The sequence below is a fragment of the Mesorhizobium sp. SARCC-RB16n genome, assembly GCF_008520305.1.
Classification (GTDB): Bacteria; Pseudomonadota; Alphaproteobacteria; order Rhizobiales; family Rhizobiaceae; genus Mesorhizobium.
Genome location: NZ_ML703269.1, coordinates 253,174 through 276,330, shown reverse-complemented (window position 1 = coordinate 276,330; position 23,157 = coordinate 253,174). Strand labels below are relative to the sequence as shown.

Annotated in this window: 27 protein-coding genes; 7 read left to right on the top strand and 20 right to left on the bottom strand. The window is 62.5% G+C overall.

Features of this window, described 5'->3' with window-relative positions:
- Positions 1-81 precede the first annotated feature (81 nt).
- Both C7I87_RS18000 and C7I87_RS17995 read right to left on the bottom strand, forming a co-directional pair.
- Positions 82-666: a GDYXXLXY domain-containing protein gene (locus tag C7I87_RS18000; RefSeq protein ID WP_149905461.1), complete on the bottom strand. Its 585-nt coding sequence runs from the start codon at positions 664-666 to the stop codon at positions 82-84.
- A complete protein-coding gene (locus C7I87_RS17995) occupies positions 663-1,781 on the bottom strand; it encodes a DUF2157 domain-containing protein (RefSeq protein ID WP_149905460.1) in 1,119 nt (372 codons plus the stop codon). The genes C7I87_RS18000 and C7I87_RS17995 overlap by 4 nt, the downstream gene beginning before the upstream one ends.
- 234 nt (positions 1,782-2,015) lie before the next feature.
- On the opposite strand from C7I87_RS17995, the gene C7I87_RS17990 reads away from it, so the two are divergent.
- The 5 genes from C7I87_RS17990 (at position 2,016) to C7I87_RS17970 (ending at position 4,999) form a co-directional block, all read left to right on the top strand.
- On the top strand, positions 2,016-2,156 hold the full coding sequence (locus C7I87_RS17990) for a DUF1127 domain-containing protein (RefSeq protein ID WP_013531315.1): 141 nt from the start codon (positions 2,016-2,018) through the stop codon (positions 2,154-2,156).
- A 49-nt stretch (positions 2,157-2,205) separates the two neighbouring features.
- Complete coding sequence (locus C7I87_RS17985; protein ID WP_149905459.1) at positions 2,206-2,346, top strand: DUF1127 domain-containing protein; 141 nt, start codon at positions 2,206-2,208, stop codon at positions 2,344-2,346.
- Between the two features lie 560 nt (positions 2,347-2,906).
- Entirely contained in the window at positions 2,907-4,319 is a 1,413-nt protein-coding gene (gene trmFO, locus C7I87_RS17980; protein WP_149905458.1) for a methylenetetrahydrofolate--tRNA-(uracil(54)-C(5))-methyltransferase (FADH(2)-oxidizing) TrmFO, read from the top strand.
- Between the two features lie 73 nt (positions 4,320-4,392).
- Positions 4,393-4,683, top strand: coding sequence for a type II toxin-antitoxin system ParD family antitoxin (locus C7I87_RS17975; protein WP_149905457.1), 291 nt, complete (start codon positions 4,393-4,395; stop codon positions 4,681-4,683).
- Positions 4,634-4,999: a type II toxin-antitoxin system RelE/ParE family toxin gene (locus tag C7I87_RS17970; protein WP_246696300.1), complete on the top strand. Its 366-nt coding sequence runs from the start codon at positions 4,634-4,636 to the stop codon at positions 4,997-4,999. The genes C7I87_RS17975 and C7I87_RS17970 overlap by 50 nt, the downstream gene beginning before the upstream one ends.
- 5 nt (positions 5,000-5,004) lie before the next feature.
- On the opposite strand, the gene C7I87_RS17965 is transcribed toward C7I87_RS17970, so the two are convergent.
- From C7I87_RS17965 to yajC, 6 genes are all read right to left on the bottom strand, one after another.
- Positions 5,005-5,955, bottom strand: a complete 951-nt coding sequence (locus tag C7I87_RS17965; protein ID WP_188393888.1) for a sterol desaturase family protein — start codon at positions 5,953-5,955, stop codon at positions 5,005-5,007.
- The gene (locus tag C7I87_RS17960; RefSeq protein ID WP_149905454.1) at positions 5,955-6,389 is read right to left on the bottom strand and encodes a hypothetical protein; all 435 of its coding nucleotides are present in this window, start codon (positions 6,387-6,389) and stop codon (positions 5,955-5,957) included. The genes C7I87_RS17965 and C7I87_RS17960 overlap by 1 nt, the downstream gene beginning before the upstream one ends.
- Before the next feature lie 82 nt (positions 6,390-6,471).
- Positions 6,472-7,320 (bottom strand): phytoene/squalene synthase family protein, encoded by an 849-nt coding sequence (locus tag C7I87_RS17955; protein ID WP_188393892.1) that lies wholly within the window; start codon positions 7,318-7,320, stop codon positions 6,472-6,474.
- A 1-nt stretch (position 7,321) separates the two neighbouring features.
- On the bottom strand, positions 7,322-7,717 hold the full coding sequence (locus tag C7I87_RS17950; RefSeq protein WP_149905453.1) for an Mth938-like domain-containing protein: 396 nt from the start codon (positions 7,715-7,717) through the stop codon (positions 7,322-7,324).
- A 19-nt stretch (positions 7,718-7,736) separates the two neighbouring features.
- Positions 7,737-10,286 carry a protein translocase subunit SecDF gene (secDF, locus tag C7I87_RS17945; RefSeq protein ID WP_149905452.1) on the bottom strand — a complete coding sequence of 850 codons (2,550 nt, stop codon included), beginning with the start codon at positions 10,284-10,286 and terminating at the stop codon, positions 7,737-7,739.
- Positions 10,287-10,337: 51 nt separating this feature from the next.
- On the bottom strand, positions 10,338-10,679 hold the full coding sequence (yajC, locus tag C7I87_RS17940; protein ID WP_010909882.1) for a preprotein translocase subunit YajC: 342 nt from the start codon (positions 10,677-10,679) through the stop codon (positions 10,338-10,340).
- A gap of 288 nt (positions 10,680-10,967) precedes the next feature.
- Here yajC and C7I87_RS17935 point away from each other — a divergent pair, with 288 nt between their 5' ends.
- The gene (locus tag C7I87_RS17935; RefSeq protein ID WP_149905451.1) at positions 10,968-11,843 is read left to right on the top strand and encodes an ATP-binding protein; all 876 of its coding nucleotides are present in this window, start codon (positions 10,968-10,970) and stop codon (positions 11,841-11,843) included.
- Positions 11,844-11,883: 40 nt separating this feature from the next.
- Here the strand turns inward: C7I87_RS17935 and C7I87_RS36635 are convergent, their stop codons facing one another.
- Together C7I87_RS36635 and C7I87_RS36630 are read right to left on the bottom strand one after the other, a co-directional pair.
- Positions 11,884-12,393, bottom strand: coding sequence for a helix-turn-helix domain-containing protein (locus C7I87_RS36635; protein WP_306440509.1), 510 nt, complete (start codon positions 12,391-12,393; stop codon positions 11,884-11,886).
- Positions 12,318-12,704: a hypothetical protein gene (locus C7I87_RS36630; RefSeq protein WP_306440508.1), complete on the bottom strand. Its 387-nt coding sequence runs from the start codon at positions 12,702-12,704 to the stop codon at positions 12,318-12,320. The genes C7I87_RS36635 and C7I87_RS36630 overlap by 76 nt, the downstream gene beginning before the upstream one ends.
- Before the next feature lie 113 nt (positions 12,705-12,817).
- Between C7I87_RS36630 and C7I87_RS17925 the strand changes: the two genes are divergently transcribed.
- A complete protein-coding gene (locus C7I87_RS17925) occupies positions 12,818-13,708 on the top strand; it encodes an NAD-dependent epimerase/dehydratase family protein (protein WP_149905450.1) in 891 nt (296 codons plus the stop codon).
- Positions 13,709-13,816: 108 nt separating this feature from the next.
- On the opposite strand, the gene C7I87_RS17920 is transcribed toward C7I87_RS17925, so the two are convergent.
- From C7I87_RS17920 to nagZ, 10 genes are all read right to left on the bottom strand, one after another.
- Positions 13,817-15,343, bottom strand: a complete 1,527-nt coding sequence (locus tag C7I87_RS17920) for a peptidoglycan DD-metalloendopeptidase family protein (protein WP_149905449.1) — start codon at positions 15,341-15,343, stop codon at positions 13,817-13,819.
- 165 nt (positions 15,344-15,508) lie between these two features.
- Positions 15,509-16,168 carry a protein-L-isoaspartate(D-aspartate) O-methyltransferase gene (locus C7I87_RS17915; RefSeq protein WP_149905448.1) on the bottom strand — a complete coding sequence of 220 codons (660 nt, stop codon included), beginning with the start codon at positions 16,166-16,168 and terminating at the stop codon, positions 15,509-15,511.
- On the bottom strand, positions 16,165-16,923 hold the full coding sequence (gene surE / locus C7I87_RS17910) for a 5'/3'-nucleotidase SurE (RefSeq protein WP_127281111.1): 759 nt from the start codon (positions 16,921-16,923) through the stop codon (positions 16,165-16,167). Before surE ends, C7I87_RS17915 begins: the two co-directional genes overlap by 4 nt.
- The gene (gene serS, locus C7I87_RS17905) at positions 16,923-18,227 is read right to left on the bottom strand and encodes a serine--tRNA ligase (protein WP_149905447.1); all 1,305 of its coding nucleotides are present in this window, start codon (positions 18,225-18,227) and stop codon (positions 16,923-16,925) included. The genes surE and serS overlap by 1 nt, the downstream gene beginning before the upstream one ends.
- Positions 18,228-18,420: 193 nt before the next feature.
- Entirely contained in the window at positions 18,421-19,296 is an 876-nt protein-coding gene (gene tatC, locus C7I87_RS17900) for a twin-arginine translocase subunit TatC (protein WP_149905446.1), read from the bottom strand.
- On the bottom strand, positions 19,293-20,069 hold the full coding sequence (gene tatB / locus C7I87_RS17895; RefSeq protein WP_149905445.1) for a Sec-independent protein translocase protein TatB: 777 nt from the start codon (positions 20,067-20,069) through the stop codon (positions 19,293-19,295). Before tatB ends, tatC begins: the two co-directional genes overlap by 4 nt.
- Before the next feature lie 29 nt (positions 20,070-20,098).
- Positions 20,099-20,320 (bottom strand): twin-arginine translocase TatA/TatE family subunit, encoded by a 222-nt coding sequence (locus tag C7I87_RS17890; protein ID WP_149905444.1) that lies wholly within the window; start codon positions 20,318-20,320, stop codon positions 20,099-20,101.
- A gap of 179 nt (positions 20,321-20,499) precedes the next feature.
- Complete coding sequence (gene scpB / locus C7I87_RS17885) at positions 20,500-21,243, bottom strand: SMC-Scp complex subunit ScpB (protein WP_149905443.1); 744 nt, start codon at positions 21,241-21,243, stop codon at positions 20,500-20,502.
- Entirely contained in the window at positions 21,240-22,043 is an 804-nt protein-coding gene (locus C7I87_RS17880; protein WP_149905523.1) for a segregation and condensation protein A, read from the bottom strand. Before C7I87_RS17880 ends, scpB begins: the two co-directional genes overlap by 4 nt.
- Before the next feature lie 61 nt (positions 22,044-22,104).
- Entirely contained in the window at positions 22,105-23,124 is a 1,020-nt protein-coding gene (gene nagZ / locus C7I87_RS17875) for a beta-N-acetylhexosaminidase (protein WP_149905442.1), read from the bottom strand.
- Positions 23,125-23,157 lie beyond the last annotated feature (33 nt).

Sequence of the window (23,157 nt, the reverse complement as noted above, 5' to 3'; positions counted from 1 at the left end):
CACGAAGCTCGTTAGACGAAGGAGTGTCCTCCGAAGCCTTGGCGACTGAGGACCGGCGCCGTTATCGTCCGTCATCCCGACTTAATAAAGCGGCTCCTCGAACAGCGTCTTGTCGCCATCCACCAGCGCCTTGATCTGAGCCGTGCCATCGGCAGCTAGCGCCAGCTTGATCCCGAACGGGCGCACCCGCATGTCGCTCTGGATCGCCATCCCTTCGCCTTCGGGCAGATAGAAGCGCTCGATGCCGTAGTCCGGCGCGATGGTCGCGCCTTCGCTGCGCAGGTCCCAGCCCGCGGCGACGTGGCCTGATATGTCTGCCTCCTCTGCGCCGGCCGGGCCTGGCGCCTTGCCGAACCAGGCTGTCGTCGGCGTCCAGTAACCGTCAGCGCCCTTCTTCAGCCTGACCGTGATCGGCGTGTCGTCGCTGGACTGCTTGTCCGGCGGAATGTTGGCGATCATTTTCACCGGTATGCGCGAGATGTTATAGCCGAGGACGATATAGTCGCCGCGCAAGAGGTCGCGTGGGTCGACCGGCTCGATCTTCAGCAGTACTTCCTTGCCGTTGCGCAGGATCGCTGCCCGCCCAGCGATGATCCAGCCCAGGAATCCGATCTGGACTAGCGCCAGCACCAGTGCCGAGATGACAAGCCTCTTTCCGGTCATCATGCCGTGGCTCCCCCGGTGGCTGGACCCTTCATGCGTTTTTCGACGCGGATGATGACGATCGCAAGCACACCGAGCAGCACCGCGGCGGCCAGGAAGAATCCGGCCGTATCGAGCATCGATTGCAAGGTCACGACATAGATGATGGCGAGTTCGAAGGCGAAGCCGAGATATGCGAGCCAGCGCAGCCCCCGGCTCTCGCGCCCTGCGAGCACGATAGCCGCGACGATGCCGGCGAGTGCGACCACCGAGGCAATGGTGAAGCCGCTGTTATAGGTGCTTTCATCGGCCAATTCGAACTGGATGATGGCCAAGCCGGTGAGAAAGCCGAGCAGCGCATGCAGGGGTAAGCGGCCGCCGAGCTGCACGATCCTGTCGGCTGGTTCCGGTGCGAAGACGGAAGCCGCGAAAAGCAGCGCCGAAACGATGACCAGCGGGATCGCCACCGACAGCGTCGCGTGGTTCATCGCCAGCAATACGAGATAGAAGAGCAGCGACAGGATGATCAGGTGCCGCGCCGGCTGGCTGCGGGTCCAGAACGAGACGGCAAACAGCACGACCGCCATGCCGACGAAGGCATGCGGAAAGTCGCTACGGCTATAATAGTCGAACCCTTTCAGGAACAGCCAGGCGTCGGCGATGCCGACTGCCGCGACGGTCAGCGGGTTGGAGCGTAACGCCACCGCCGCCAAAGCCGTGCCGGCGCCCCAGGTGACCAGCGCCGAAGCCTCGTCGCCGGACAAATGGTACATCTGGCCGATCAGCGCGATCGAGCCGCCGAAAGCCGCCGCTGCCACGATCCAGAGCGCTTCGCCGATTGCCGCATGGTCACGCGTCTTCAGCACCGCGCCGCCGACATAGCCGGCAAGGATGATGGTAAAAAGCGCGGCGACCCGCGCCAGCCGCGGGATCGCTTCCCAATTGGCGGCAACGAAGATCAGGACGGCCGCCCCAAAGAGCAGCGCTGCCATCATCGCCAGTATCGAGCCGAAGCTGAGCGATTGGCGGGCGTTGACCTCGACGTCGCGCCTCAGCACATCAGCCGTCGAGGCGTCGATCAGCCCTGCCTGCCGCCATCGCTCAATGTCGGCCCTGAGCCGTGTCGAGTACCCCGCCATGTCCTCACTCCCCACCCGGTCGTCTTTTTAGCCGACGCAGCCAAACCATTGACGCCACGGCACTTTCTGATTCTGGCTTCTTTGTGTCAGGTCCGTGAAGGCTTGTTAATGCTGCATTGCACAATTTGCATTGCTGCCATGCAGCCATAGCGCTTTTAAATCGATATGGGTCCCCCTATTTATGGTTCGTACACAAACGGAATGATCCGCAAGAAAGACGAAACGAGAACTACCATGAACCTGATCCGCAACTACCGCAACTGGCGCCGCTACCGTGACACCGTGTCCGAGCTGAGCCGCCTGAGCAACCGTGAACTGACCGACCTCGGCATCAGCCGCAGCGACATTCCTTACGTCGCTCGCAAGGCGGTCTAATTCTTCGGACCGCGAATGGTCCGAACCAGTTTAGAAGAAGAGAACGACAATGAACCTGATCCGCAACTATCGTAACTGGCGCGTTTATCGCGAGACGGTTACCGAGCTGGGTCGTCTTTCGAACCGCCAGCTGCATGATCTCGGTATCGTCCGCGACGAAATCAAGATCATCGCCCGCAGGGCTGTCTAACGGAATTTCGCTGGGTCGACCTCCTCCCCGACCCAAGCGAAGACGGTCAGCCCTTACCTCCTCCCAAGGGTTGACCACCCAAACGGCGCCCGCCGCACCTCCTCCCGCGGCGGGCGTTGTTTTCCCGGGGCAAAACGAATTTTGCCCCAGAGGTTTCGCCCCTTTTAAAAACGGCGAAAGAGATTTCGTCAAAGCCGACCTCCTCCCCGGCGATGACGAATAGGCCCAACCTTCACCTCCTCCCGAGGGTTGGCCACCCAAACGGCGCCCGCCGCACCTCCTCCCGCGGCGGGCGTTGTTTCCCCGGGGCAAAACGAAATTTGCCCCAGAGGCTTCGCCCCTCGTTAAAGTGGCGAAAAGAATTTCGTCAAAGCCGACCTCCTCCCCGGCGATGGCGAATACGGTCGGCCTTCACCTCCTCCCGAGGGTCGACCCCCAAAACGACACCCGCCGGACCTCCTCCCCCGGCGGGTGTTGTTGTTTCAAGGGGTGGCTTTCCCAACCAGCGTTTCGCGCGCGCGACAATTGCAATCGCGGCGGCAAGCGATTATTCCGGCGCCATGAGCAACAATCCAATCCATATCATCGGCGGCGGCCTTGCCGGCTCCGAAGCGGCGTGGCAGGCGGCTGAGGCCGGCGTCCCGGTCATCTTGCATGAAATGCGCCCGGTTCGCGGTACCGACGCCCACAAGACCGATGGACTGGCCGAACTCGTCTGTTCCAATTCCTTCCGCTCCGATGACGCCGAAAACAACGCCGTTGGCCTGCTACATGCCGAAATGCGGCTCGCCGGCTCACTGATCATGAGTGCTGGCGACGCCAACCAGGTGCCGGCTGGCGGCGCGCTGGCCGTCGATCGCGACGGTTTTTCCGACGCCGTGACGAAAAAGCTCGAAGCACACCCGCTGATCACCATTGAGCGCGAGGAAGTTCCCGGCCTGCCGCCGGCGGAGTGGGATCAGGCGATCATCGCCACCGGGCCACTGACCGCGCCATCGCTTGCCCAATCGATCGCCGAGGCGACCGGCGCTGATGCGCTGGCCTTCTTCGATGCGATCGCGCCGATCATCCATTTCGACACGATCGACATGAACACCTGCTGGTTCCAGTCGCGCTACGACAAGGTCGGGCCCGGCGGCACCGGCAAGGACTATATCAACTGTCCGATGGACAAGGACCAGTACCTTGCCTTCGTGCAGGCGCTGGTCGACGGCCAGAAGACCGAGTTCAAGCAGTGGGAAGGCACGCCCTATTTCGACGGCTGCCTGCCAATCGAGATCATGGCCGAACGCGGCGTCGAGACGCTGCGCTATGGACCGATGAAGCCGATGGGCCTGACCAATGCGCACAACCCGACGGTAAAGGCCTATGCGGTCGTCCAACTGCGGCAGGACAATGCGCTGGGCACGCTCTACAACATGGTCGGCTTCCAGACGAAGCTGAAGCACGCCGAGCAGGTCCGTGTCTTCCGCACCATTCCGGGCCTGGAAAACGCCGACTTCGCCCGCCTCGGCGGCCTGCACCGCAACACCTACATCAACTCCCCGACCTTGCTCGACAACTCGCTGCAGCTGAAGTCTCGCCCAGGCCTGCGCTTTGCCGGCCAGATCACCGGTTGCGAGGGCTATGTGGAAAGTGCGGCCATCGGCCTGCTCGCAGGACGCTTCGCGGCCGCCGAACGACTTGGCCATGCACCGTCCCTTCCGCCGCTCACCACGGCCTTCGGCGCGCTGCTTAACCACATTACCGGCGGCCATATCGTTTCGGATGACGAACCGGGCAAGCGTTCCTTCCAGCCGATGAACGTAAATTTCGGCCTGTTTCCACCTGTTGAAGCGCAGAAAGTCGAAGGCAAGCGTCTGCGCGGCAAGGACAAAACGATAGCGAAGCGTCATGCCATCACGTCGCGTGCGCGGGCCGACTGCCGCGAATGGCTGGGACTACCTGCACTAACGGCTGAGGCCGCAGAATAGCGGATTGCTACATCAGTTTGGATCAGGGCGTAAAATGGTATAGTATCCTACTTTGCACCGCAGGAGCCGACACGTGGAATCCGCTGAGAAACTATCCGTCACCGTCACACCCGCCATGGCGCGTATGATTCGTGAAAAAGTCGAGGATGGCTCTTTCGGCTCAGCGAGCGAGGTGATCCGGGCTGCCCTTCGCGCCTTCCGGCGCGAAGAAGAGGAACATGCCGAGCGTATGGCCTCGATCCGGGCGCGCGTGAAGGCTTCGATCGAAGATACGAGGCCAAGCCATTCAGGAGACGAGATTCGCACTCATCTGCATGGGCTTTTCGCCCAGTATTCGAGCCGTGCCGATGATTCGGCGGCTTGAGGTCGACTATCGAGAAGACGCAAGGAATGACCTCGCTGACATTTTCAAGCACATCGCCGAGGCCAGCGGCAGTCCTGAGGTCGCATTGAAATTCGTTCTTCGGATCGAAGACCGATGCCAGAGCATCGGCAACGCGCCCCGCGGTGGCCGATCCCGTGACGACATCGTGCCGGGCTTGCGAACCGTTCCATTCGAACACTCCGCCATTATCGCTTACGTCGTGGACAATGATCTCGTGCACATCGTCAACATATTCTACGGCGGTCGCGACTATGAAACGCTAGTGCGCGATGGCGGGTCGAGCGAGCCATCGTAGCAGAATTATTCGGCCGGTTCGGCACTTGCCATCGGCAGCCCCGGCATCCCCGCTTCGCTGGGATTCCGCCTGACATAAGCCGCCTTCAAACTCTCCGACGTTTCCCGCGAACCGTCATGGCTCCAGCCTGGCGGCTTGATGAGGTAGTTCAGGCGCTCACGCGGCGTCAGACCGTGCGCGAACGCATCCCTGAACATGCCGATCCATTCGTGGAACGCCACTTTCAGCGGGTTGAAGGTGCCCAGGTTCTTGACGATGCCGTAACGTGGCCGGTCCTCTTCAAGCTCTTCGACAAAGGTGCCGAACATGCGGTCCCAGATGATCAGCGTGCCGGCATAGTTGGCGTCGAGATAGCGCGGGTTGGTGGCGTGGTGGACGCGGTGGTGTGACGGCGTGTTGAAGATAAACTCGAACCAGCCCCACATCTTGCCGATCGTCTCGGTGTGGATCCAGAACTGCCAGACGAGATTGAAGCCGAAGGTGAAGGCAATCACGGCCGGATGGAAGCCGAGCAGCACCAGCGGCGCCTGCAGCACGAACATGAAAGTAAACAGGCCCGTCCAGCTCTGCCGCAGCGCCGTCGACAAATTGTAGTGCTGGCTGGAATGATGGTTGACGTGCTCCGCCCACACCCAGCGCACCCGGTGCGCAATGCGGTGATAGACATAGTAGCGCAGATCATCGAGCAGGAAGGCGGCCAAGAAGACCCAGACCGACAGGCCGAGATTGAAGACACGGAACTGCCATAGCCACAGCAGCGCCCAGTAGGAGACGACGCCAAGCAGCAGCCCGGCGACGACATTGCCCGTCCCCATCATCAGGCTGGTCAGCGTGTCGCGGGTTTCGAACGAGCCCTTGGCGCGACCTGTACGCACCAGCCATAGCTCGATCAGGATCGCTGCAACGAAAAACGGAATGGCCAGTTGGGTGACCTGCGGAAAATCGTAGCTGTCCATCACGCGGCCTCCTTGGCGGAACTCGTGTCTCGCGGCCCAAGAGCGTTCAGCAAGGCCCGCGCGTCGGCGGCATTGGCGAAGCGGAAGTGGCCGCCCTTCCAGGTGAAATCCCTCAGCCGCACCTGGATCGTGTTCGTCTCGTCAGCATTGGACACAACGACGTCCCCAGGCGTCACGACGCGGGTCAGAAAGCAGTCGCCGATACCGTGGACGATGCCCGTGCGGCCATGGCCAAGATCGAGAAAAGCGGACCGGCTGTCCGCGGTTAGTCGAACAGCAGTCGCAATCTCGTCGGGAAAATCCTCCGCGAAACGGCCTATCGCTTGATCCGCGCCGGTCAGAGTGACCATCTTGCTGCCGCCGGTGAAATGCACGGCGGCGACCGACAGAGCAATGCCAAGGACGACGATCGCGACCAATACTGGCAAACTCATGGATGGCCTCCTCCGGACCGGCGTGTCGTCTTCGGCGACAAGTTCCCGGCTGGGCGACTCCTTATCACGATTGACGTTTACGTCAAAGTGCCGGCCAGCCCTTGCCTGCACGACGTAGCAGCAACCAATGCCTGCGTAACGCCGACAGCCGCGCCACGCCGCCGAGCGGTGAGTGGCGCGAGCCTTCCATCTTGTCGAGATAAGCGCGTGACAGCGCCAGCGGCAGGAATGCCGGACGCAACGACCCCGGCAGCGCGGCAGCACCTTGCTCGAAGGCGGAAAGGTGTTCGCGCGCCAGCGCGATCATCGCGGCCACGGCGCGCGGGGCGCCAGGCCCGCCGTCGCCGGCAACAAATTCTTCCGGCGACGAACCGGCGGCCGCCAGAATATCGGCCGGGATAAAACATTGCCCGCGCCTGCGGTGCAACGGCAACAGAAGCAAAAGGCCCGTCATCGCCTGCGCGCAGCCCGCCCTGCCCGCCAGTTCGGCAAACCTTGGCGCCTCGACGGGATCGAGCACCATTGCCGCGAGCTGGATGAGCGCGGCTGCAGTCTCGCCGCAATAGCCCTCCAGATCGGTACGCGATGGCATCGGGTCGTCGTAGAGATCGAAGACACGTGCCTCGAGCATGTTCTCGAAGGCCAGTTTCGGCAGCTTGAACGCTGTAATGGTGGCGTTCAAGGCTTCGGCAACGGGATGGCCCGCGCCCGCCTCGCCGCCGGCGGCGATCACATCGCGCCACCATTGCAGCCGTACCTCGCCGGGCAACGCCTCATGGATGCGGTCGCGGATGCCGGCGATCTCGGCATTGAAAGCGTAAAGCGAAAACAGCCCATCGCGCTTCTCGGCAGGCGCATAGAGTGCTGTGAGATAGCGATCACGATCGGCGGCGCGCACCGCGTCCATGACGATTTTGGCATTCTGCGACATATCAATCGACGGCGATGAGCGCGGCAGCCACGGCGCGGTCTTCCGCCAGAAGGACATTGTAGGTCCGCACCGCGGCCCCGGTCGACATCGGGTCGGACGCTATGCCGGCCTCTTTCAGAGTGGCCCGCAGCGCCGCCGGCAACGGTCGCAAATCCCGACCCATGCCAACCAGCAGGATCTCGACCTTGTCGGCCTCGGCCAGAAGTTTTTCGAAATCCGCTGCCGTCAGCGCCAAGGGATTTTCCGGCTCCCAGCCATGGATTCCGGACGGCAGGCACAGGAGCGAGCCGCGATGCGACATGTCGGCAAAGCGGAATCCGCCATTGCCATAGGCCTCGATCGGCGCGCGGCCGGGGAAATGCGCCTCGCGGATGACGATGCCTTTGCCGGTCGCCACTCTGTCACCCCGCCGCGCGTCAGGTCGCGACCGCCTTGCCGCCGTTGACCGGCTTTTCCTCATCGGCCGAAGCCTGCGGTCGCAGCTTGAACAGGATCAGCAACGGCGCCGCGATGAAGATCGAGGAATAGGTGCCGAACACGACACCAAACAGCATCGCCAGCGTGAAGGAGCGGATCACTTCGCCGCCGAACAGCACCAGCGCCAGCAGCGCCAAGCTGGTCGTCACGGACGTCAGCGTCGTTCTCGACAACGTCTCGTTGATGGCGTTGTTCAACAGCTGCGGCAACGGCATTCGCTTGTATTTTCGCAGATCCTCGCGGACGCGGTCATAGACCACGATCGTGTCGTTCAGCGAATAACCGATGATGGTCAGGATCGCCGCCAGCGACGACTGGTTGAATTCGAGCCCGCTGATGACGAAGAAGCCGAGCGTCATGACCACATCGTGCACCGTCGCGACGATGGCGCCGACCGCGAACTGCCACTCGAAGCGGAACCAGACATAGATCAGGATGCCGGCCAGCGCGACGATCATGGCTATCGTGCCTTGCTTGGCCAGTTCGCCGGAAACCGTCGGGCCCACCACTTCGACACGGCGGAAATTATACTGGTCCTGCAGCTCGCCGCGCACCTTGTCGATCACGGTCTGCTCGGCATTTTCACCCGCGTCCTGCGTGCCGACGCGGATCAACACGTCGTTGGGTGTGCCGAACTGCTGCACCTGCACTTCGCCGATGTTCAGTTCCGTCAGCCTGCTGCGAATATCGCCGAGATTGGCATCGCCGCTCTTCGACTGCACCTCGATCAGCGAACCGCCCTTGAAGTCGATACCGTAATTGATGCCGACGCTCATGAACAACACGACGGACAGTATCGACAATGTGCTCGACAGCGCGAACGTCCACCGGCGGATACCCATGAACGGAATTTTGGTGCCAGGTGGAACGAAGGTCACCGGTGCGCGCGGCAGTTCCTTCGGACGCGCACGCCGCAGCCAGATCGAGACCAGCAGGCGGGTGAAGGTGAAGGCGGTGAAGACTGTGGTCAGGATGCCGATCGCATAGGTGATGGCAAAGCCCTTCACCGGCCCGGTACCGAGATAAAACAGCACCACTGTCGCAATGAGCGACGTAACGTTGGAATCGACGATGGTCGCCAACGCCTTCGAAAAGCCGGTGTCGATCGCCTGGATCACCGAGCGACCGGCGCGTCGCTCCTCGCGGATACGCTCGTAGATCAGCACGTTGGAATCGACCGCCATGCCGATGGTCAGCACGATACCGGCAATACCGGGCAAGGTCAGTGTCGCGCCGAGCAGCGACAGCAGCCCGACGATCATCGCCACGTGCACCGCCAGCGCGATGTTGGCGAGGAAGCCGAGGAACCCGTAGGCGACGAACATGAACGCCACGACGAGGATCGAACCGATGATGCCGGCGACCTTGCCCGCATGGATCGAATCCTGGCCGAGGCCCGGACCCACGGTCCGTTCCTCAATGACGGTCAGCGTCGCCGGCAGCGCGCCGGCTCGCAGCAGCACGGCGAGGTCGTTGGCGCTCTGGGCGGTGAAATTGCCGGAGATCTGGCCCGTGCCGCCGAGGATCGGCTCGCGGATCTGCGGCGCCGAGATCACCTGGTTGTCGAGGATGATGGCGAACAGCTTGCCGACATTCTGCGCGGTTGCCTGACCGAAGCGTGCGGCGCCCTTCGAATCGAAGCGGAACGAAACCACCGGCTCGTTGTTCTGCGAATTGTACGTCGCCTGCGCGTCGACGAGGTTTTCACCCGATACGATGACGCGATTCTCGATCAGGTAAGGAACCGGCGGATCGTCCTGCGAATAGAGCACCGAATCGCCGGCCGGCGGGCGTCCCTTGAGGGCGTCCTGCACCGGCATCGACTGATCGACCATCTGGAAGGTCAGCTTTGCGGTCTGGCCGAGGATTTCCTTCAGCCGCTGCGGATCCTGCAGGCCAGGCACCTGGACGAGGATGCGGTCGTCACCTTGCCGCTGCACGATAGGCTCGGTCGTGCCGAGTTCGTTGACGCGGCGCTGGACCACTTCGATCGACTGTTCCAGTGCGGTCGATGTGCGGTATTTGATGCCGGCGTCGGTGACGGTGAACTTGAGCAGGCCGGGCTCCGAATCGTCCAGTGACATTTCCTGGACGGAGCCGCCGCTGAACAGGCCGGCGGCGACAGGATCCGTCAAGCTCTTCAAAGCCTTCTTTGCGGCATCGAGTTGGGCTGGATCGGTGATCCGGACCTGCAAGGTCCGGCCCGTGCCGGCAAGGCCGGTATATCCGATCTTGGCATCGCGCAGCAGTGTGCGGATTTCATCACGCGCCGTCTCCAGCCGATCCTTGATCAGATCGTTCTGGTTCATCTCCAGCAGGATGTGCGAACCCCCCTGCAGGTCGAGGCCGAGCGTCATCTGCCGCTTCGGCACCCAACTGGGGAGCTGGGCCAGCGTGCTGGCGGGGAACAGGTTGGGCGCGGCGAGGATCACTGTGGCGGCCACGGCCAGCCAGATCAGGATCATCTTGAAGCGCGAGAAATAAAGCATATGGCGTCGTCCGTCAGAGCGTGTCCGCGGATCGCTCCGCCTGGAATCTGGTTATTTCTTGGCGTTCTGGTTGGCGACCGGTTCGCCCTTGACGCGCACGTCGGCGATCGTCGAGCGCAGCGCCGTCACCTTCGTGCCGCCGCCAAGATCGATCTCCAGCTCGTTGTCGTCGATCACCTTCGTCACCTTGCCGACGAAACCGCCGCCGGTGACGACCGTGTCGCCGCGACGAACCGCCGCCAGCATCTCGCCGCGCTTCTTCAGCTGCGTGCGCTGCGGGCGGATGATCAGAAAATACATGATCACGAAAATCAGGACAAACGGCAAAATGCTGATGAACATATCGGGAGAGGCGCCGCCGATGCCTTGGGCGTATGCCGGTGTCACGAACATCGAGGTACTCCTGAATTTTGAAAACAGCCGCCAAACCGTCTTGTGGAATTTGGCGGCCCCGCGAAATTTGGCCGGAATATAGTCGGTAAAGTTGTCAATGCAACTGCGCGGCCGGGCAAATCCGCTGCTTTTCCGGCCTGTTTAGCCGTGTTAGAGCAGGATCACCAAAAGCGCGAGCCGGTTTTCGGAAAAGATCACGTTCGAACAAATGGTTGCAACCGGTTTCGAAACCGCCGGAATCGAACCGGTTCCGCCAGCCACCGCAAGAACCAAAGCAAAAGACCTGACATGACCGATATCAGCATCGACGCCTTGAACCAGAAACTCGACCGCCTGATCGAGGCCGTCAGCCGCCTCGCTCCGCCGCCGGTGCCTGAAACCGACCTCAACGTGGCCGATTGCTTCGTCTGGCAGGCCGACCCCGGCTATCTGGAGCCGGTGCGCAAGGTCAATCGCGTCGACATCGGCCTGATCCGCGGCGTCGACCGCGTCCGCGACATCCTCGTCGACAACACCAAGCGCTTCGCCGCCGGCTTCGCCGCCAACAACGTCCTGTTGTGGGGCTCGCGCGGCATGGGCAAATCGTCGCTGGTCAAGGCCGTGCATGCACAAATCAACGCCAAGGCCAAATCCGGCCTGCCGCTGAAGCTGATCGAAATCCACCGCGAGGACATCGATACGCTGCCGAAGCTGATGGGCCTGCTGAAGGCGGCCCCTTTCCGCATCATCCTGTTTTGCGACGACCTGTCCTTCGATCATGACGACACGTCCTACAAATCGCTGAAGGCAGCCCTTGAAGGCGGCGTCGAGGGCCGCCCGGCCAACGTCATCTTCTACGCCACCTCGAACCGCCGCCATCTGTTGCCGCGCGACATGATCGACAATGAGCGCTCGACCGCCATCAACCCGTCCGAAGCGGTCGAGGAAAAGGTCTCGCTGTCAGACCGTTTCGGCCTGTGGCTCGGCTTCCACAAATGTTCGCAGGACGAATATCTCGATATGATCAATGGTTATGCCACCCATCATGGCCTCGACATAGACCCCGGGCAGTTGCGCGCCGAAGCTCTGGAATGGGCAACGACGCGCGGCAGCCGCTCCGGCCGCGTCGCCTGGCAGTTCACCCAGGATTTGGCCGGCCGGCTCGGCAAACCGCTGCAGGATTGACGCGTTCGCATCGCGTCGCCAGCGCGATCAAGCGCAAGGGCTATTTGGGCGGCTGATCCCGTCGCAGGCCGCGCGGGGTTTGGCCGATCTCGCGACGCATCCAGTGCGCCAGATGTGACTGGTGCGCGAAGCCCGTCATTTCAGCCACTTCGCTTGTGCTGAGATCGCCTCGCAACAGCAGAACGCGTGCGCGTTCGACGCGACGTCGCAACACGTAGCGGTGCAGGGTGACGCCCGTCGCCACCTTGAACCATGTCCGCAAATGCGAGCTGCTCGCGCCGGCAACTCGGCTTAGTCGATGGATCGAAAGCGGCTCGTGGAGAGCCGCCTCGATGTGATCCAGCACGCGCTGGAGCTGGGCATTCGACAAGCGGTTCGTGCGACCGACATCAGGTTCACCGAGGCCAAGCAGCCTCACCGCCAGTGCGGCGCCAATGCTGTCGGCAAACAAAGGGTCGCTCGGCGAGTTTGCGTTCAGTTCGCTCTCGAGCGCTCGGGCGAGATGTTCGATGCGCTGGTCACGAAGCAGGTGACGCGCGTCGAACCGCAAGGCTTGTGCCTTGCCGCCAAGCTCCGCCGCCACCTTTCCATCAGCGCTGGCTGCAACGCGATCTCTATCGTGTCGAACGAGGTTTCGGCCTCGAAGCCGCCCTCCTGGCCGGTCGGCACCAGGTCGATATCGCCGGCGCGCCTGACGAAATATCGTCCGACCCGATTGCAGTAGGTGCGCGTCGCCGCGCTGGCATGCACCATGATGCGATGGTGTGGCGCCCGGGGCAGACGGTAGACGCCGGCTTCGACATGCCGGGCGGCCATTGTTACGTCGGACGCGGCTTGGGCCGAAGCGTATTGCGAACGCATGCTCTCTCGATTCATGGCAAAACCTGTTCAAGACTTGGCAATTCCCGCGCGATTTTCAATGCCGTGGACCTGTACTCACGCCTCTCCATCAAACTTGGACGAGAGGTTATGCCATGAGTTTCTATGTTGTCGTCGGAGCCGGCCCGGTCGGTCGCGAAACCGCTCGCCTTGTTGGCGAGGAGGGACATGATGTCGTTCTCACCAGCCGGAGCGTCGGTTCGAACACATTGCAGAACGTGCGGGGCGTAAAGGCCGACGCGACCGATGCTTCGGAACTCGCGCGTATCTGCCAGGGCGCCGATGCCATCTTCATGTGTGCCATGGCCACCTATCACAGGTGGCCGACCGACTTCTTCCCCATCATCGACGGTACCGTGCGCGCGGCCGAAACGGTCGGCACGAAGCTCATCGTGCTTGGAAACCTTTATGGCTATGGGGAAAATGCCGACAGCCCGCTTCGTTCCGACTTGCCCTTGGACCCGACTTCGAAGAAAGGAACCGCAAGGACGATCATGTGGCAGCGGGCGGTCCGTGCCGATGTACCGGCGATCGAAGTGCGGTCCAGCGACTATCTCGGACATGGCGCCATCAGCTACTTCTCCCTAGTTGCGCTACCCTCCATCATCAAGGGGAAACCCACTGCCTTCATTGGAAACCTCGACGCAACCCATGCCTGGGCCTTCGCCAAGGACGTCGCCAGGACACTTGTCGCGGCTTCCCGTTACACGGGCGAATGGGGGCGAGCGTTTCACGTTCCCTCGCAATACGCCTCACCCCGCCAGCTTATCCAGAAAACCGCTGCGATGCTTCGACAAGAGGTTTCTGAAATCCGTTCCTATTCCACTGCCGAGATGGAAGCATTGGGCATGCATGAGCTCATCGAGATGAGCTATCTTTTCGAGAGCCCTTTGCTGGTCGATACTTCCGACACCGAGATACTTCTCGGCATCGAGGCCAGCAGCCTCGAGGTCATGATCGCCGACACGCTGCGCGATCATCTTTGAGCCTTGAAAACTGCCATCTGGCAAACTGAAAAAGCCCGCTCCTTGCGGGGCGGGCTGAGCCGGCGGGCCGGACTGGAGGTCAGGCGGCCCGCATCTGCGTTTTTTATTCTATTCGAGATAGGCTGAAGGATCGACCGGAGCCGAGTTCTTGCGCACTTCGAAGTGCAGCTTCGGCGAGTCCGTCGTGCCGCTCATGCCCGAGAGTGCGATTTCCTGGCCGCGCTTGACCTTCTGGCCGCGCTGCACCTCAATCGAGCTGGCATGGCCATAGACGGTGACCAGGCCATTTTCGTGACGCACCAGCACCGTGTTGCCGAATTCCTTCAGCCCGTTGCCGGCATAGATGACCACGCCATTCTCGGCCGCCTTGACCGGCGTGCCGGTTGGCACGGCGATGTCGACGCCGTCCTTGCCGGATCCGAAGCCGGAGATCACCCGGCCACGGACCGGCCAGCGCATTTTGCCGATACCAGTGGCACCCGGCGCCACCGCCTCGTCGTCCTCGGCCTGCTGGATGACTTTCGTGTCCTTCTTCGGCGGCGTGTAGGATGCCAGCGTTTCCGAAGGTGTGGCCTTTGCCGCCGGCTGTGTGGTGGCGGTGGTCACCGGATCGACCTTCACCGGCTTGGCGCTGGCGACCGTCGCCGTTCCGCCGGCCGGCACCTTCAAGGTCTGGCCGATTTTCAACATGCCATCCTTCATGCCGTTGGCCTGCTTCAGCGCAACCACACCGACGCCGGTCTTTCTGGCAATCGAGGACATCGTGTCGCCGGACTGGACCGTATAGGTACCGGCGGCGCCGGTTGCCTTGGCCACCTGCGCCGGCTTGGGTTCCTTGGGCTGGTTCGCCGCGGCCGACGCATCGATCTGAGCGGCGGACTTGCCTTCCTTCAGCTTCGGTTGCTGCGGCAGCACGGCCACCTTGTCCGGCGCGGTGGCCGGCAGATCGTGCTTGCGCTCTTTCGCCGGCTTTGCGTCGGCAACCTTCGGCTCGCCCTTGCTTGAATAGGCATAGGCCGGGATGACGATCTTCTGGCCGGTCCTCAGCCCCTTGGTCGGGCTCAGGCCGTTCACCTTCATGATGACATCGGCCGGCACCTTGTAATGCGCCGCCAGGCCGGAAAGGGTCTCGCCGTCCCTGACGACGATTTCTGTCGCGTGCGGCGTGCCGGCCTGGGCCATCTTCGGCTCGTCCGGCTGGGCATTCTTGAAAGGCTTCGCGGTCGGCGCGACAGTGCCGGTCGTCGCCCTGTCGAGATGCGGCGCCGGGCGCACCAGAGCGGGCGCCGATGCGACACGTACCGGATTGGCGGCGGGCGCGAGCGCCGGAGCCGCCTGCGCGGAAGCCGGCGGCGGCAAGGGCCGGCTCGAAACAGGTTCGAGACTGGAGCGGCTCACCGACTGCGTGTGGCTGCCGTCGAGCGGAGCGGCCGAGACATCGCCCGGATAGGGCTGCACGGCATCCTGCTTGTTGATGATGGCGCGCTGATTGTTTGTCGAGGATGTGAAGACGTCGTCGACACTGTTGAACCGCGAAGCCTGGGAACTGCACCCTGCTGCCGCGCCCGCAATCATCAGAACAGCGCAGCCCCGCGCCAGATTGCGACTATTTGCTTTCAAAACACTGAGTTGCATCGCACTAACCCGCACAAACGCTGCACCAACTGGACAGGATTAAAGCGCGTTAATGTTACTGGGCGGTTAACCCATTAGAATCCGACGAAAATTTTCTTAAAACATTTGGGGACGGTCGGCGGTACGGAAACCTAGGCCCGAAAGAGATCGGCAGCCTGCCTGAAACTAGATAACCGCTGCTAAACTGCGCAGGATCGGTTGCAGCCGCACCATGCCGATATCCTCGCGTTCGAAACGGCTGCCGACCTTGGTGAGCTTGGCCAGCACCTGCTCGCCCTCCTCCGGTCCGATCGGTGCGATGACGATGCCGCCGCTCGACAACTGGTCGAGCAGGAAGCGCGGCAGGCTGTCGAATGCCGCCCAGGCGACGATGCGGTCAAACGGCCCTTCATTGGGCAATCCGTTGGAGCCATCGGCCTGGCGCACGATGGCATTGCCGATGCCGAGCGCCTCGAAACGCTGCCGGGCTTGCTCGACCAGCGTCTTGTAGCGATCGACGGTCACGACGCGCGCGGCCAGCCGCGACATGACAGCCGATGTGTAGCCGGAACCGGTGCCGATCTCGAGCACGCGGTTTCCCGCTTCGATGGCGAGTGCGGCGATCACCGCCGCCTGCATGTCAGCCCCTTCGATCGCTTCGCCGCATTCGATCGGCAGCATGCGATCCGACCAGGCGATCGGATGGAACTGCGCCGTCAGGAAGCCGCGCCGCGGCGTCGCTTCGAAAGCCGCGATCAGCGCCTTCGGCACCATTCCCCTGCCGCGCAGGCGCAGCAGGAAAGCGGCAAATCCTTCGCGATCATCGATTGGAAAGCCTTGATTCATGCAAGCGCCTTGCTGAGCTGGTCACGGATCTCATGCGCGGTAAGGTCAAGTTGCAACGGTGTCACCGACACCAGCCGGTTGCGCAGGGCAAAGAGGTCGGTTCCCTGCTTGCCCTCGACAGGCTCGCGGCCGAAGCGCAGCCAGTAATATGGCAGGCCGCGCCCGTCGCGGCGCTCGTCGACCCACAGGCTGTGCACCAGCTTGCCCTGCGTGGTGACCACCGTGCCGGCCACCTCCTCGGGAAGGCAGTTGGGGAAATTGACATTGAGCAGCACGCCGTCCGGCAGCGGCGTCGCGACGAGCTTCTTCAGCAGCGCCGGCGCCAGCGCTTCGGTGGTCTCATAAGGGACGACACGGTCCTCGCCGACATAGCTGTAACCCTGGCTGAGCGCGATCGAGCGGATGCCGAGCAAAGCACCTTCCATGGCGCCGGCGACGGTGCCGGAATAGGTCACGTCGTCGGCGATGTTGGCGCCCGAGTTGATGCCGGACAGGATCAGGTCGGGTGCACCAGGCAGGATCTTCTTGACGCCCATGATGACGCAATCGGTCGGCGTGCCGCGCACGGCAAAATGCTTCTCGCCGATTTTGCGCAATCGCAGCGGCTCCGAGATCGACAGCGAATGCGCATAGCCCGACTGGTCCTGTTCCGGCGCCACCACCCAGACATCGTCGGACAGCGTGCGGGCGACGCGTTCGAGCGACGCCAGTCCCTCGGCATGAATGCCGTCGTCATTGGTCAGAAGAATACGCATTAGTTCGATTCGATCTTTTCCAGGCCGCCCATGTAAGGCCGCAGCACTTCAGGAATGGTTACGCTGCCATCCTCATTCTGGTAGTTTTCGATGACAGCTATGAGAGCGCGGCCGACAGCGGTGCCCGAACCGTTGAGCGTGTGGACGAAGCGGTTGCCCTTGCCGTCTCTGTCCTTGTAGCGGGCGTCCATGCGGCGCGCCTGGAAATCGCCGCAGACAGAGCAGGACGAGATTTCGCGATAGGCGTTCTGGCCGGGCAGCCAGACCTCGATGTCATAGGTCTTGCGCGCGCCAAAGCCCATGTCGCCGGTGCACAGCACCATGGTACGGAACGGCAGTTCGAGCCGCTTCAAGACTTCCTCGGCGCATTGCGTCATCCGCTCATGCTCGGCGAGCGAGGATTCCTGGTCGGTGATCGACACCAGCTCGACCTTGTAGAACTGATGCTGGCGCAGCATGCCGCGTGTATCGCGGCCCGCCGAGCCTGCCTCCGAACGGAAGCAGGGCGTCAGCGCGGTGTAGCGCAGCGGCAGCTTTTCATGCGCCGTGATCTCCTCGCGCACGAGATTGGTGAGCGGCACTTCGGCGGTAGGGATCAGGCCAAGCCTGCCCTCCCCGTGCGGCGTGAAGAACAGATCCTCCTCGAACTTCGGCAACTGGTTGGTGCCGAACAGAACGTCGTCCTTCACCATCAGCGGCGGGATGACCTCCTCATAGCCGTGTTCGGTCGTGTGCAGGTCGAGCATGAACTGGCCGATCGCGCGTTCCATCCGCGCCAGGCCGCTCTTCAGCACGGTGAAGCGCGAGCCCGACAATTTCGCGGCACGCTCGAAATCCATCATGCCGAGCGCTTCGCCGATCTCGAAATGCTCCTTCACCCAGTTCGGCCGCGTCGGCGCCTTGCCGACGATATGCCTGACGACATTGTCGTGCTCGTCCTTGCCGACCGGCACGTCGTCGAACGGCACATTGGGCAGCACCGCCAGCGCGTCGTTCAGCGCCTTGTCGAGCTCGCGCTCACGCGCCTCGCCATTCTGGATGAAGGTCTTGATCTCGCCGACTTCGGCTTTCAGTTTTTCGGCAAGGGCGGCATCGCCCGAACGCATGGCGTTGCCGATCTCCTTCGAGGCGGCGTTGCGGCGCTCCTGCTTGGTCTGCAGTTCGGTGACATGCCCGCGCCGCGCCTCATCCCGGGCGATCAGATCATCGACCGTGGACTGCGCCTCCTCGGACGACCACGAGCGCTTCACCAGCGCCTCGATAAGGGCCTTCGGGTTGTCGCGAATCCATTTGATGTCAAGCATGGTTTGAACGCTCCTCGGGTAGCATGTCGCCCAACAGTGCGCAGTGGTTTTGGGACAACGACATGCTCAAAACAAAAACTGAAACGCACCGCCTTGATGGCGATGCGTTTCAGCCAGAGGGCGTAAACCGCATCCTTGATCGATGCAAGATGAGGCCGGGCGGCGGTTGTCGTTTTCCGCCGCCGCTGGCGTCTTACGAGGCAGCTGGCGCCGGAGGCTCGTCCGGTGCCTTGTCGGCGACGGTCTCACCAGCCTCCTGCTTTTCGCGTGCCAGACGCTCGCGCTCCTGGCTTCGCTCGATCAGCCGGGACGACCAGATGGCGACCTCGTAGAGCAGGATGGTCGGGATGGCTAGGCCGATCTGGCTCATCGGATCGGGTGGGGTCAGCACGGCAGCGACGACGAAGGCGATGACGATCGCCCATTTGCGCTTCTCGGCCAGCGCCTTGGACGACAGCATGCCGACGCGTGTCATCAGGCTGGTCACCACCGGCAGCTGGAACACCAGGCCGAAGGAAAAGATCAGCGTCATGATCAGGCTGAGATATTCCGACACTTTCGGCAGCAGCGATATCTGCACCTGCTCGTCCGTGCCGGCCTGCTGCATGGCGAGGAAGAACCACATCACCATCGGCGTGAAGAAGAAATAGACCAGCGAAGCGCCCATCAGGAACAGGACGGGCGACGCGATCAGGAACGGCAGGAAGGCGTTGCGCTCGTTCTTGTAGAGGCCGGGCGCGATGAACTTGTAGATTTGCGTGGCGATCAGCGGGAACGCTATGACCATGCCGCCGAACATGGCGAGCTTGACCTGGGTGAAGAAGAATTCCTGCGGCGCGGTGTAGATCAGCTCGACCTTGTGCGGATCGAGCCCCGCCCACTTCGTCGCCCATTTGAAGGGGACGACCAGAAGGTTGAACAGCCTCTTGGCGAAGAAGAAGCAAACCAGGAAGGCAACGAAGAACCCGCCGAGCGACCAGATCAGGCGACGGCGCAACTCGATGAGATGCTCGATCAGCGGCGCGGACGATTTCTCGATCTCGTCCTTTTCCTTGTCCGAAACGCTCACTTGGCGGCTCCAGCCGTCTTCTTGGTCACCGGCTTCTTCGCCTGAGCAGGCTTCGGTTCGGCTTTCGTCCCAGCCTTGGCAGCAGTCGCCTTGCCGGCGGGCTTAGTCACAGCCGCGGTATCAGCCCTTGCCGCTGTCGTGGGCTTTGTCGACGCCTTGGGCGCGGGTGCGGCTTTTGCCGTCACCGCTGGTGAGGCTTTTGCCGTCACCGCCTTCGCGGACGCCGAGGCCTTGGACGGAGCTTTTGCAGCCGGTGCCGTCTTGGCGGTTTTCTTGGCTGTCTTCGGCGCTACGGCAGGTTCCGTGGAGGTCGCCACCACCGATTCATCGGTCATCGCCGGGAAAATCGGTGCCGGCGGCGCGACATCCGTGCCGTTGACGCCTGGCATTGTCGTTGCGCCATTCTTCAACGGCTCGGCGGCCAGCGGCGTCGAAGCGGCGGGCGTTCCCGGATCAGCGGCCGGCTTCGGCTTCATCGCCGCGTCGACACCTGCGCGCACATCGGCCGCCGCCTGTTCGAACGGATTGAGCTGCTTCCGGATCTCGGCAACCGGGCTCAGGCCCCTGAGCTCGTCGACCGACTTCTTCACGTCGTCGAGCTCGGCTTCCTTCAATGCCTCGTTGAATTGTTTCTGGAAGTCGGCCGCCATGGCGCGCAGCTTCGCCGTCGTGCGGCCGAAGGTGCGCAGCATCTTGGGCAGATCCTTCGGCCCGACGACCACGATCATGACGATCGCGATCACCAGCATTTCGGTCCAGCCGACTTCAAACATGGCAATCTGTTCCGACTAGAATTTTTGGCTCAGCTCTTGCTGGCCTTTTCCTTCACGCCCGAAACGGTTTCGTCGGCGCGGTGCTCGACGGTACGCTTGTCGTCGGCAACGTCGTCGTCGGCCATGCCCTTCTTGAAGCTCTTGATGCCCTTGGCCATGTCGCCCATCAACTCGGGGATCTTGCCGCGGCCGAACACCAGAAGCACGATGACCAGCACGATCATCCAGTGCCAAATCGAAAATGAACCCATAGCAAATCTCTCTCGAATGTTTTCCCTGGCGATGATCTATGCGTTTTCGCGTTGGGATTCAAACACAACCGCGACAGAGTTTATGAAAGGGTGTCGGATGTCACGCATTTTCAGCGACGCGGCCCGCTACCAAACGGCGCATGTAAAGGCGTAAAGCGGCTTTTGATAGGCGCTCGTGGTCAATCTTCCGTGACGCGCGGCGTCAGCAGACCGAGTTCCTCGAGATCGATGTCGGTCAACGGATCCTCGTCCTCGGTCAGCGCGTCGGGATCGGCCGGCGGCTGCGGGATGGAGAAGTTCGACGGCATGCGGCCCGATAGCAGGCCGGCGCCTTTCAGTTCCTCCATACCCGGAAGATCGCGTATCTCCTCAAGCGCGAAATGATCGAGGAAGGTTTCGGTGGTACCATAGGTGACGGGACGGCCGGGCGTTTTGCGCCGGCCGCGCATGCGGACCCATTCCGTCTCGAGCAGCGTGTCCAGCGTTCCCTTCGAGGTCTCGACGCCTCTGATGTCCTCGATCTCGGCGCGCGTCACCGGTTGGTGATAGGCAATGATCGCCAGCACCTCCAGCGCCGCCCGCGACAGCTTGCGCTGCTGCACCGTATCGCGGCTCATCAGGAACGCCAGGTCGCCGGCGGTGCGGAACGCCCAGGCGTCGCCCACCCGCACCAGATTGACGCCGCGCCGGGCGTAGATCTGCTGCAGCTCCGTCATGGCGAGGGCGACGTTGATGCCATCGGGAAGGCGTGCGGCAAGCTGCTTTTCGCTGACGGGCTCGGCGCTGGCGAACACGATCGCCTCGGCCATGCGCACGGCTTCCGCCATATGCAGGCGCTCGGCCGGATTCTGGTCGATCTCGCCCTCTTCCGGCTCATCTTCCATCTTGAAAGGGATAACCGAAGCGTTGGCGCGTTCGCTCATGATGCCACCTCGACTGCCTTGATTGCCAGTGCGCGGTGGTCGCGCAGGTAGATCGGCGCGAACACCTCGTCCTGCCGCATATCGACCTTGCGCTCGCGCACCAGTTCCAGGGTCGCCGCGAACGAACTGGCGATCGCGGTGCGCCGCTCTTGCGGACTGGTCAGATATTGAATGAGGAAGCTGTCGAGCGTCGTCCAGTCGCGCAATGAGCCGATAAGCCGGATCAGGATGTCGCGGGCGTCCTTGAGTGACCAGACGCCGCGCCTGGCGATCGTCACATTGGTGATCGCCTGCTTCTGCCGCTGTTGGGCATAGGCGGTCAAGAGATCGTAAAGCGAAGCCGAATAGGTGTTGCGCTTTTCGATGATGACCATTTCCGGCATGCCGCGCGCGAACACGTCGCGGCCGAGCCGGTTGCGGTTGACCAGACGCGCCGACGCATCGCGCATGGCTTCGAGCCGCTTCAGCCGGAATTGCAGCACCGCCGCCAGTTCCTCGCCGCTTTCGCCCTCTTCGCCCGGCTGCTTGGGGATCAGGAGCTTCGATTTGAGGAAGGCCAGCCACGCTGCCATCACCAGATAGTCGGCGGCAAGTTCGAGCCGCAGCGCCCTCGCCGTCTCGACAAAGGTCAAATATTGCTCGACCAGCGCCAGGATGGAAATGCGCGCCAGATCGACCTTCTGGGTGCGGGCAAGATGCAAGAGAAGATCGAGCGGGCCTTCGAAGCCGGCCACGTCGACGACCAGCGACGGATCGCCCGTCAGCCGCGACTCATCGTTCTCGGCCCACAGGCGGTCCATCGGTGCGGCCTTCACGGCCTTGCTTTCCAATGCTTCCGCCACTGCCTGTCACTTCCTCTTGCTAGGCCACCGCGTCGAAATAGGTGGCGAATTCGGCACGGATCTCGGTTTCTTCGGCCGCGTCGCGTTTGCTTATATAGGTCATCGCCCGCTTGGCACGCTCCAGTGACCTGCCTTCAAGCCCCGTGGTGCGCGATGCGATGCCCGCCATCTCCTCAAAAACACCGTTGCAGTGAAGGACCAGATCGCAGCCCGCCGCAAGGATCGAGGCCGCCTTTGTCGGGAAATCCCCAGAAAGTGCCTTCATCGAGGTGTCGTCGCTCATCAGCAGTCCATCGAAGCCGATCTCGCGTCGAATGATCTCGTCGATGACCTTGCCGGACGTGGTCGCCGGGTTCTTGGGATCGATCGCGCTGTAGACGACATGCGCGGTCATCGCCATCGGCAGATGGTTGAGCTCACGGAACGGAGCAAAGTCGTGCCGCTGCAGATCGCTGAGCGAGGCGTCGACGACAGGCAGTTCGAAATGCGTGTCGGCAAAGGCGCGGCCGTGTCCCGGAATATGCTTCATCACGGGCAGCACACCGCCCGACATCAGGCCCTCGACCGCGGCGCGGCCAAGTTCGATGACCGGACGCGGATCCTTGCCATAGGCGCGCGCGCCGATGACATCGCTGGCCCCTTCGATCGGAACGTCGAGCACCGGCAGGCAATCCGCTGAAATGCCGTAGCGCAGCAGGTCGAAGGCATGCAGCCGCGCCATCAGCCAGGCGGCTCGGGCGCCGGCGTCGTGATCGTCGCGCCACAGCGCCCCAAGCGCGCCGCCGGCCGGATAGTTCGGCGCCAGCGGCGGCCGCAGGCGCTGTACCCTGCCACCTTCCTGGTCGATGAACACCAGCGCGTCCGGGCGTCCGATACAGTCACGCATTTCGGCGACCAGGTCGCGGATCTGCTCGGCCTCGCCGATATTGCGGGCAAACAGGATGAACGCCCACGGGCATTCATTGCGATAGAAACTGATTTCTTCGCGGGTGAGCGATTTCCCGGCACAGCCGAGGATCATGGATTTTGATTCGGTCATTTCAGGAGTCTAGGGCTTCGCGCGGTCAAAGGG

Coding starts and splice junctions, on each gene's coding strand:
- trmFO (WP_149905458.1), top strand. CDS start 2,907: ATGAGCAACAATCCAATCCATATCATCGGCGGCGGCCTTGCCGGCTCC.
- secDF (WP_149905452.1), bottom strand. CDS start 10,286: ATGCTTTATTTCTCGCGCTTCAAGATGATCCTGATCTGGCTGGCCGTG.
- C7I87_RS17990 (WP_013531315.1), top strand. CDS start 2,016: ATGAACCTGATCCGCAACTACCGCAACTGGCGCCGCTACCGTGACACC.
- C7I87_RS17890 (WP_149905444.1), bottom strand. CDS start 20,320: ATGGGTTCATTTTCGATTTGGCACTGGATGATCGTGCTGGTCATCGTG.
- C7I87_RS17970 (WP_246696300.1), top strand. CDS start 4,634: ATGGGCTTTTCGCCCAGTATTCGAGCCGTGCCGATGATTCGGCGGCTT.
- C7I87_RS17920 (WP_149905449.1), bottom strand. CDS start 15,343: ATGCAACTCAGTGTTTTGAAAGCAAATAGTCGCAATCTGGCGCGGGGC.
- C7I87_RS18000 (WP_149905461.1), bottom strand. CDS start 666: ATGATGACCGGAAAGAGGCTTGTCATCTCGGCACTGGTGCTGGCGCTA.
- C7I87_RS17880 (WP_149905523.1), bottom strand. CDS start 22,043: ATGGACCGCCTGTGGGCCGAGAACGATGAGTCGCGGCTGACGGGCGAT.
- C7I87_RS17960 (WP_149905454.1), bottom strand. CDS start 6,389: ATGAGTTTGCCAGTATTGGTCGCGATCGTCGTCCTTGGCATTGCTCTG.
- C7I87_RS17995 (WP_149905460.1), bottom strand. CDS start 1,781: ATGGCGGGGTACTCGACACGGCTCAGGGCCGACATTGAGCGATGGCGG.
- C7I87_RS36630 (WP_306440508.1), bottom strand. CDS start 12,704: ATGCGTTCGCAATACGCTTCGGCCCAAGCCGCGTCCGACGTAACAATG.
- C7I87_RS17955 (WP_188393892.1), bottom strand. CDS start 7,320: ATGTCGCAGAATGCCAAAATCGTCATGGACGCGGTGCGCGCCGCCGAT.
- scpB (WP_149905443.1), bottom strand. CDS start 21,243: ATGAGCGAACGCGCCAACGCTTCGGTTATCCCTTTCAAGATGGAAGAT.
- C7I87_RS17925 (WP_149905450.1), top strand. CDS start 12,818: ATGAGTTTCTATGTTGTCGTCGGAGCCGGCCCGGTCGGTCGCGAAACC.
- nagZ (WP_149905442.1), bottom strand. CDS start 23,124: ATGACCGAATCAAAATCCATGATCCTCGGCTGTGCCGGGAAATCGCTC.
- C7I87_RS17935 (WP_149905451.1), top strand. CDS start 10,968: ATGACCGATATCAGCATCGACGCCTTGAACCAGAAACTCGACCGCCTG.
- C7I87_RS17985 (WP_149905459.1), top strand. CDS start 2,206: ATGAACCTGATCCGCAACTATCGTAACTGGCGCGTTTATCGCGAGACG.
- yajC (WP_010909882.1), bottom strand. CDS start 10,679: ATGTTCGTGACACCGGCATACGCCCAAGGCATCGGCGGCGCCTCTCCC.
- surE (WP_127281111.1), bottom strand. CDS start 16,923: ATGCGTATTCTTCTGACCAATGACGACGGCATTCATGCCGAGGGACTG.
- C7I87_RS17965 (WP_188393888.1), bottom strand. CDS start 5,955: ATGGACAGCTACGATTTTCCGCAGGTCACCCAACTGGCCATTCCGTTT.
- tatB (WP_149905445.1), bottom strand. CDS start 20,069: ATGTTTGAAGTCGGCTGGACCGAAATGCTGGTGATCGCGATCGTCATG.
- serS (WP_149905447.1), bottom strand. CDS start 18,227: ATGCTTGACATCAAATGGATTCGCGACAACCCGAAGGCCCTTATCGAG.
- C7I87_RS17915 (WP_149905448.1), bottom strand. CDS start 16,168: ATGAATCAAGGCTTTCCAATCGATGATCGCGAAGGATTTGCCGCTTTC.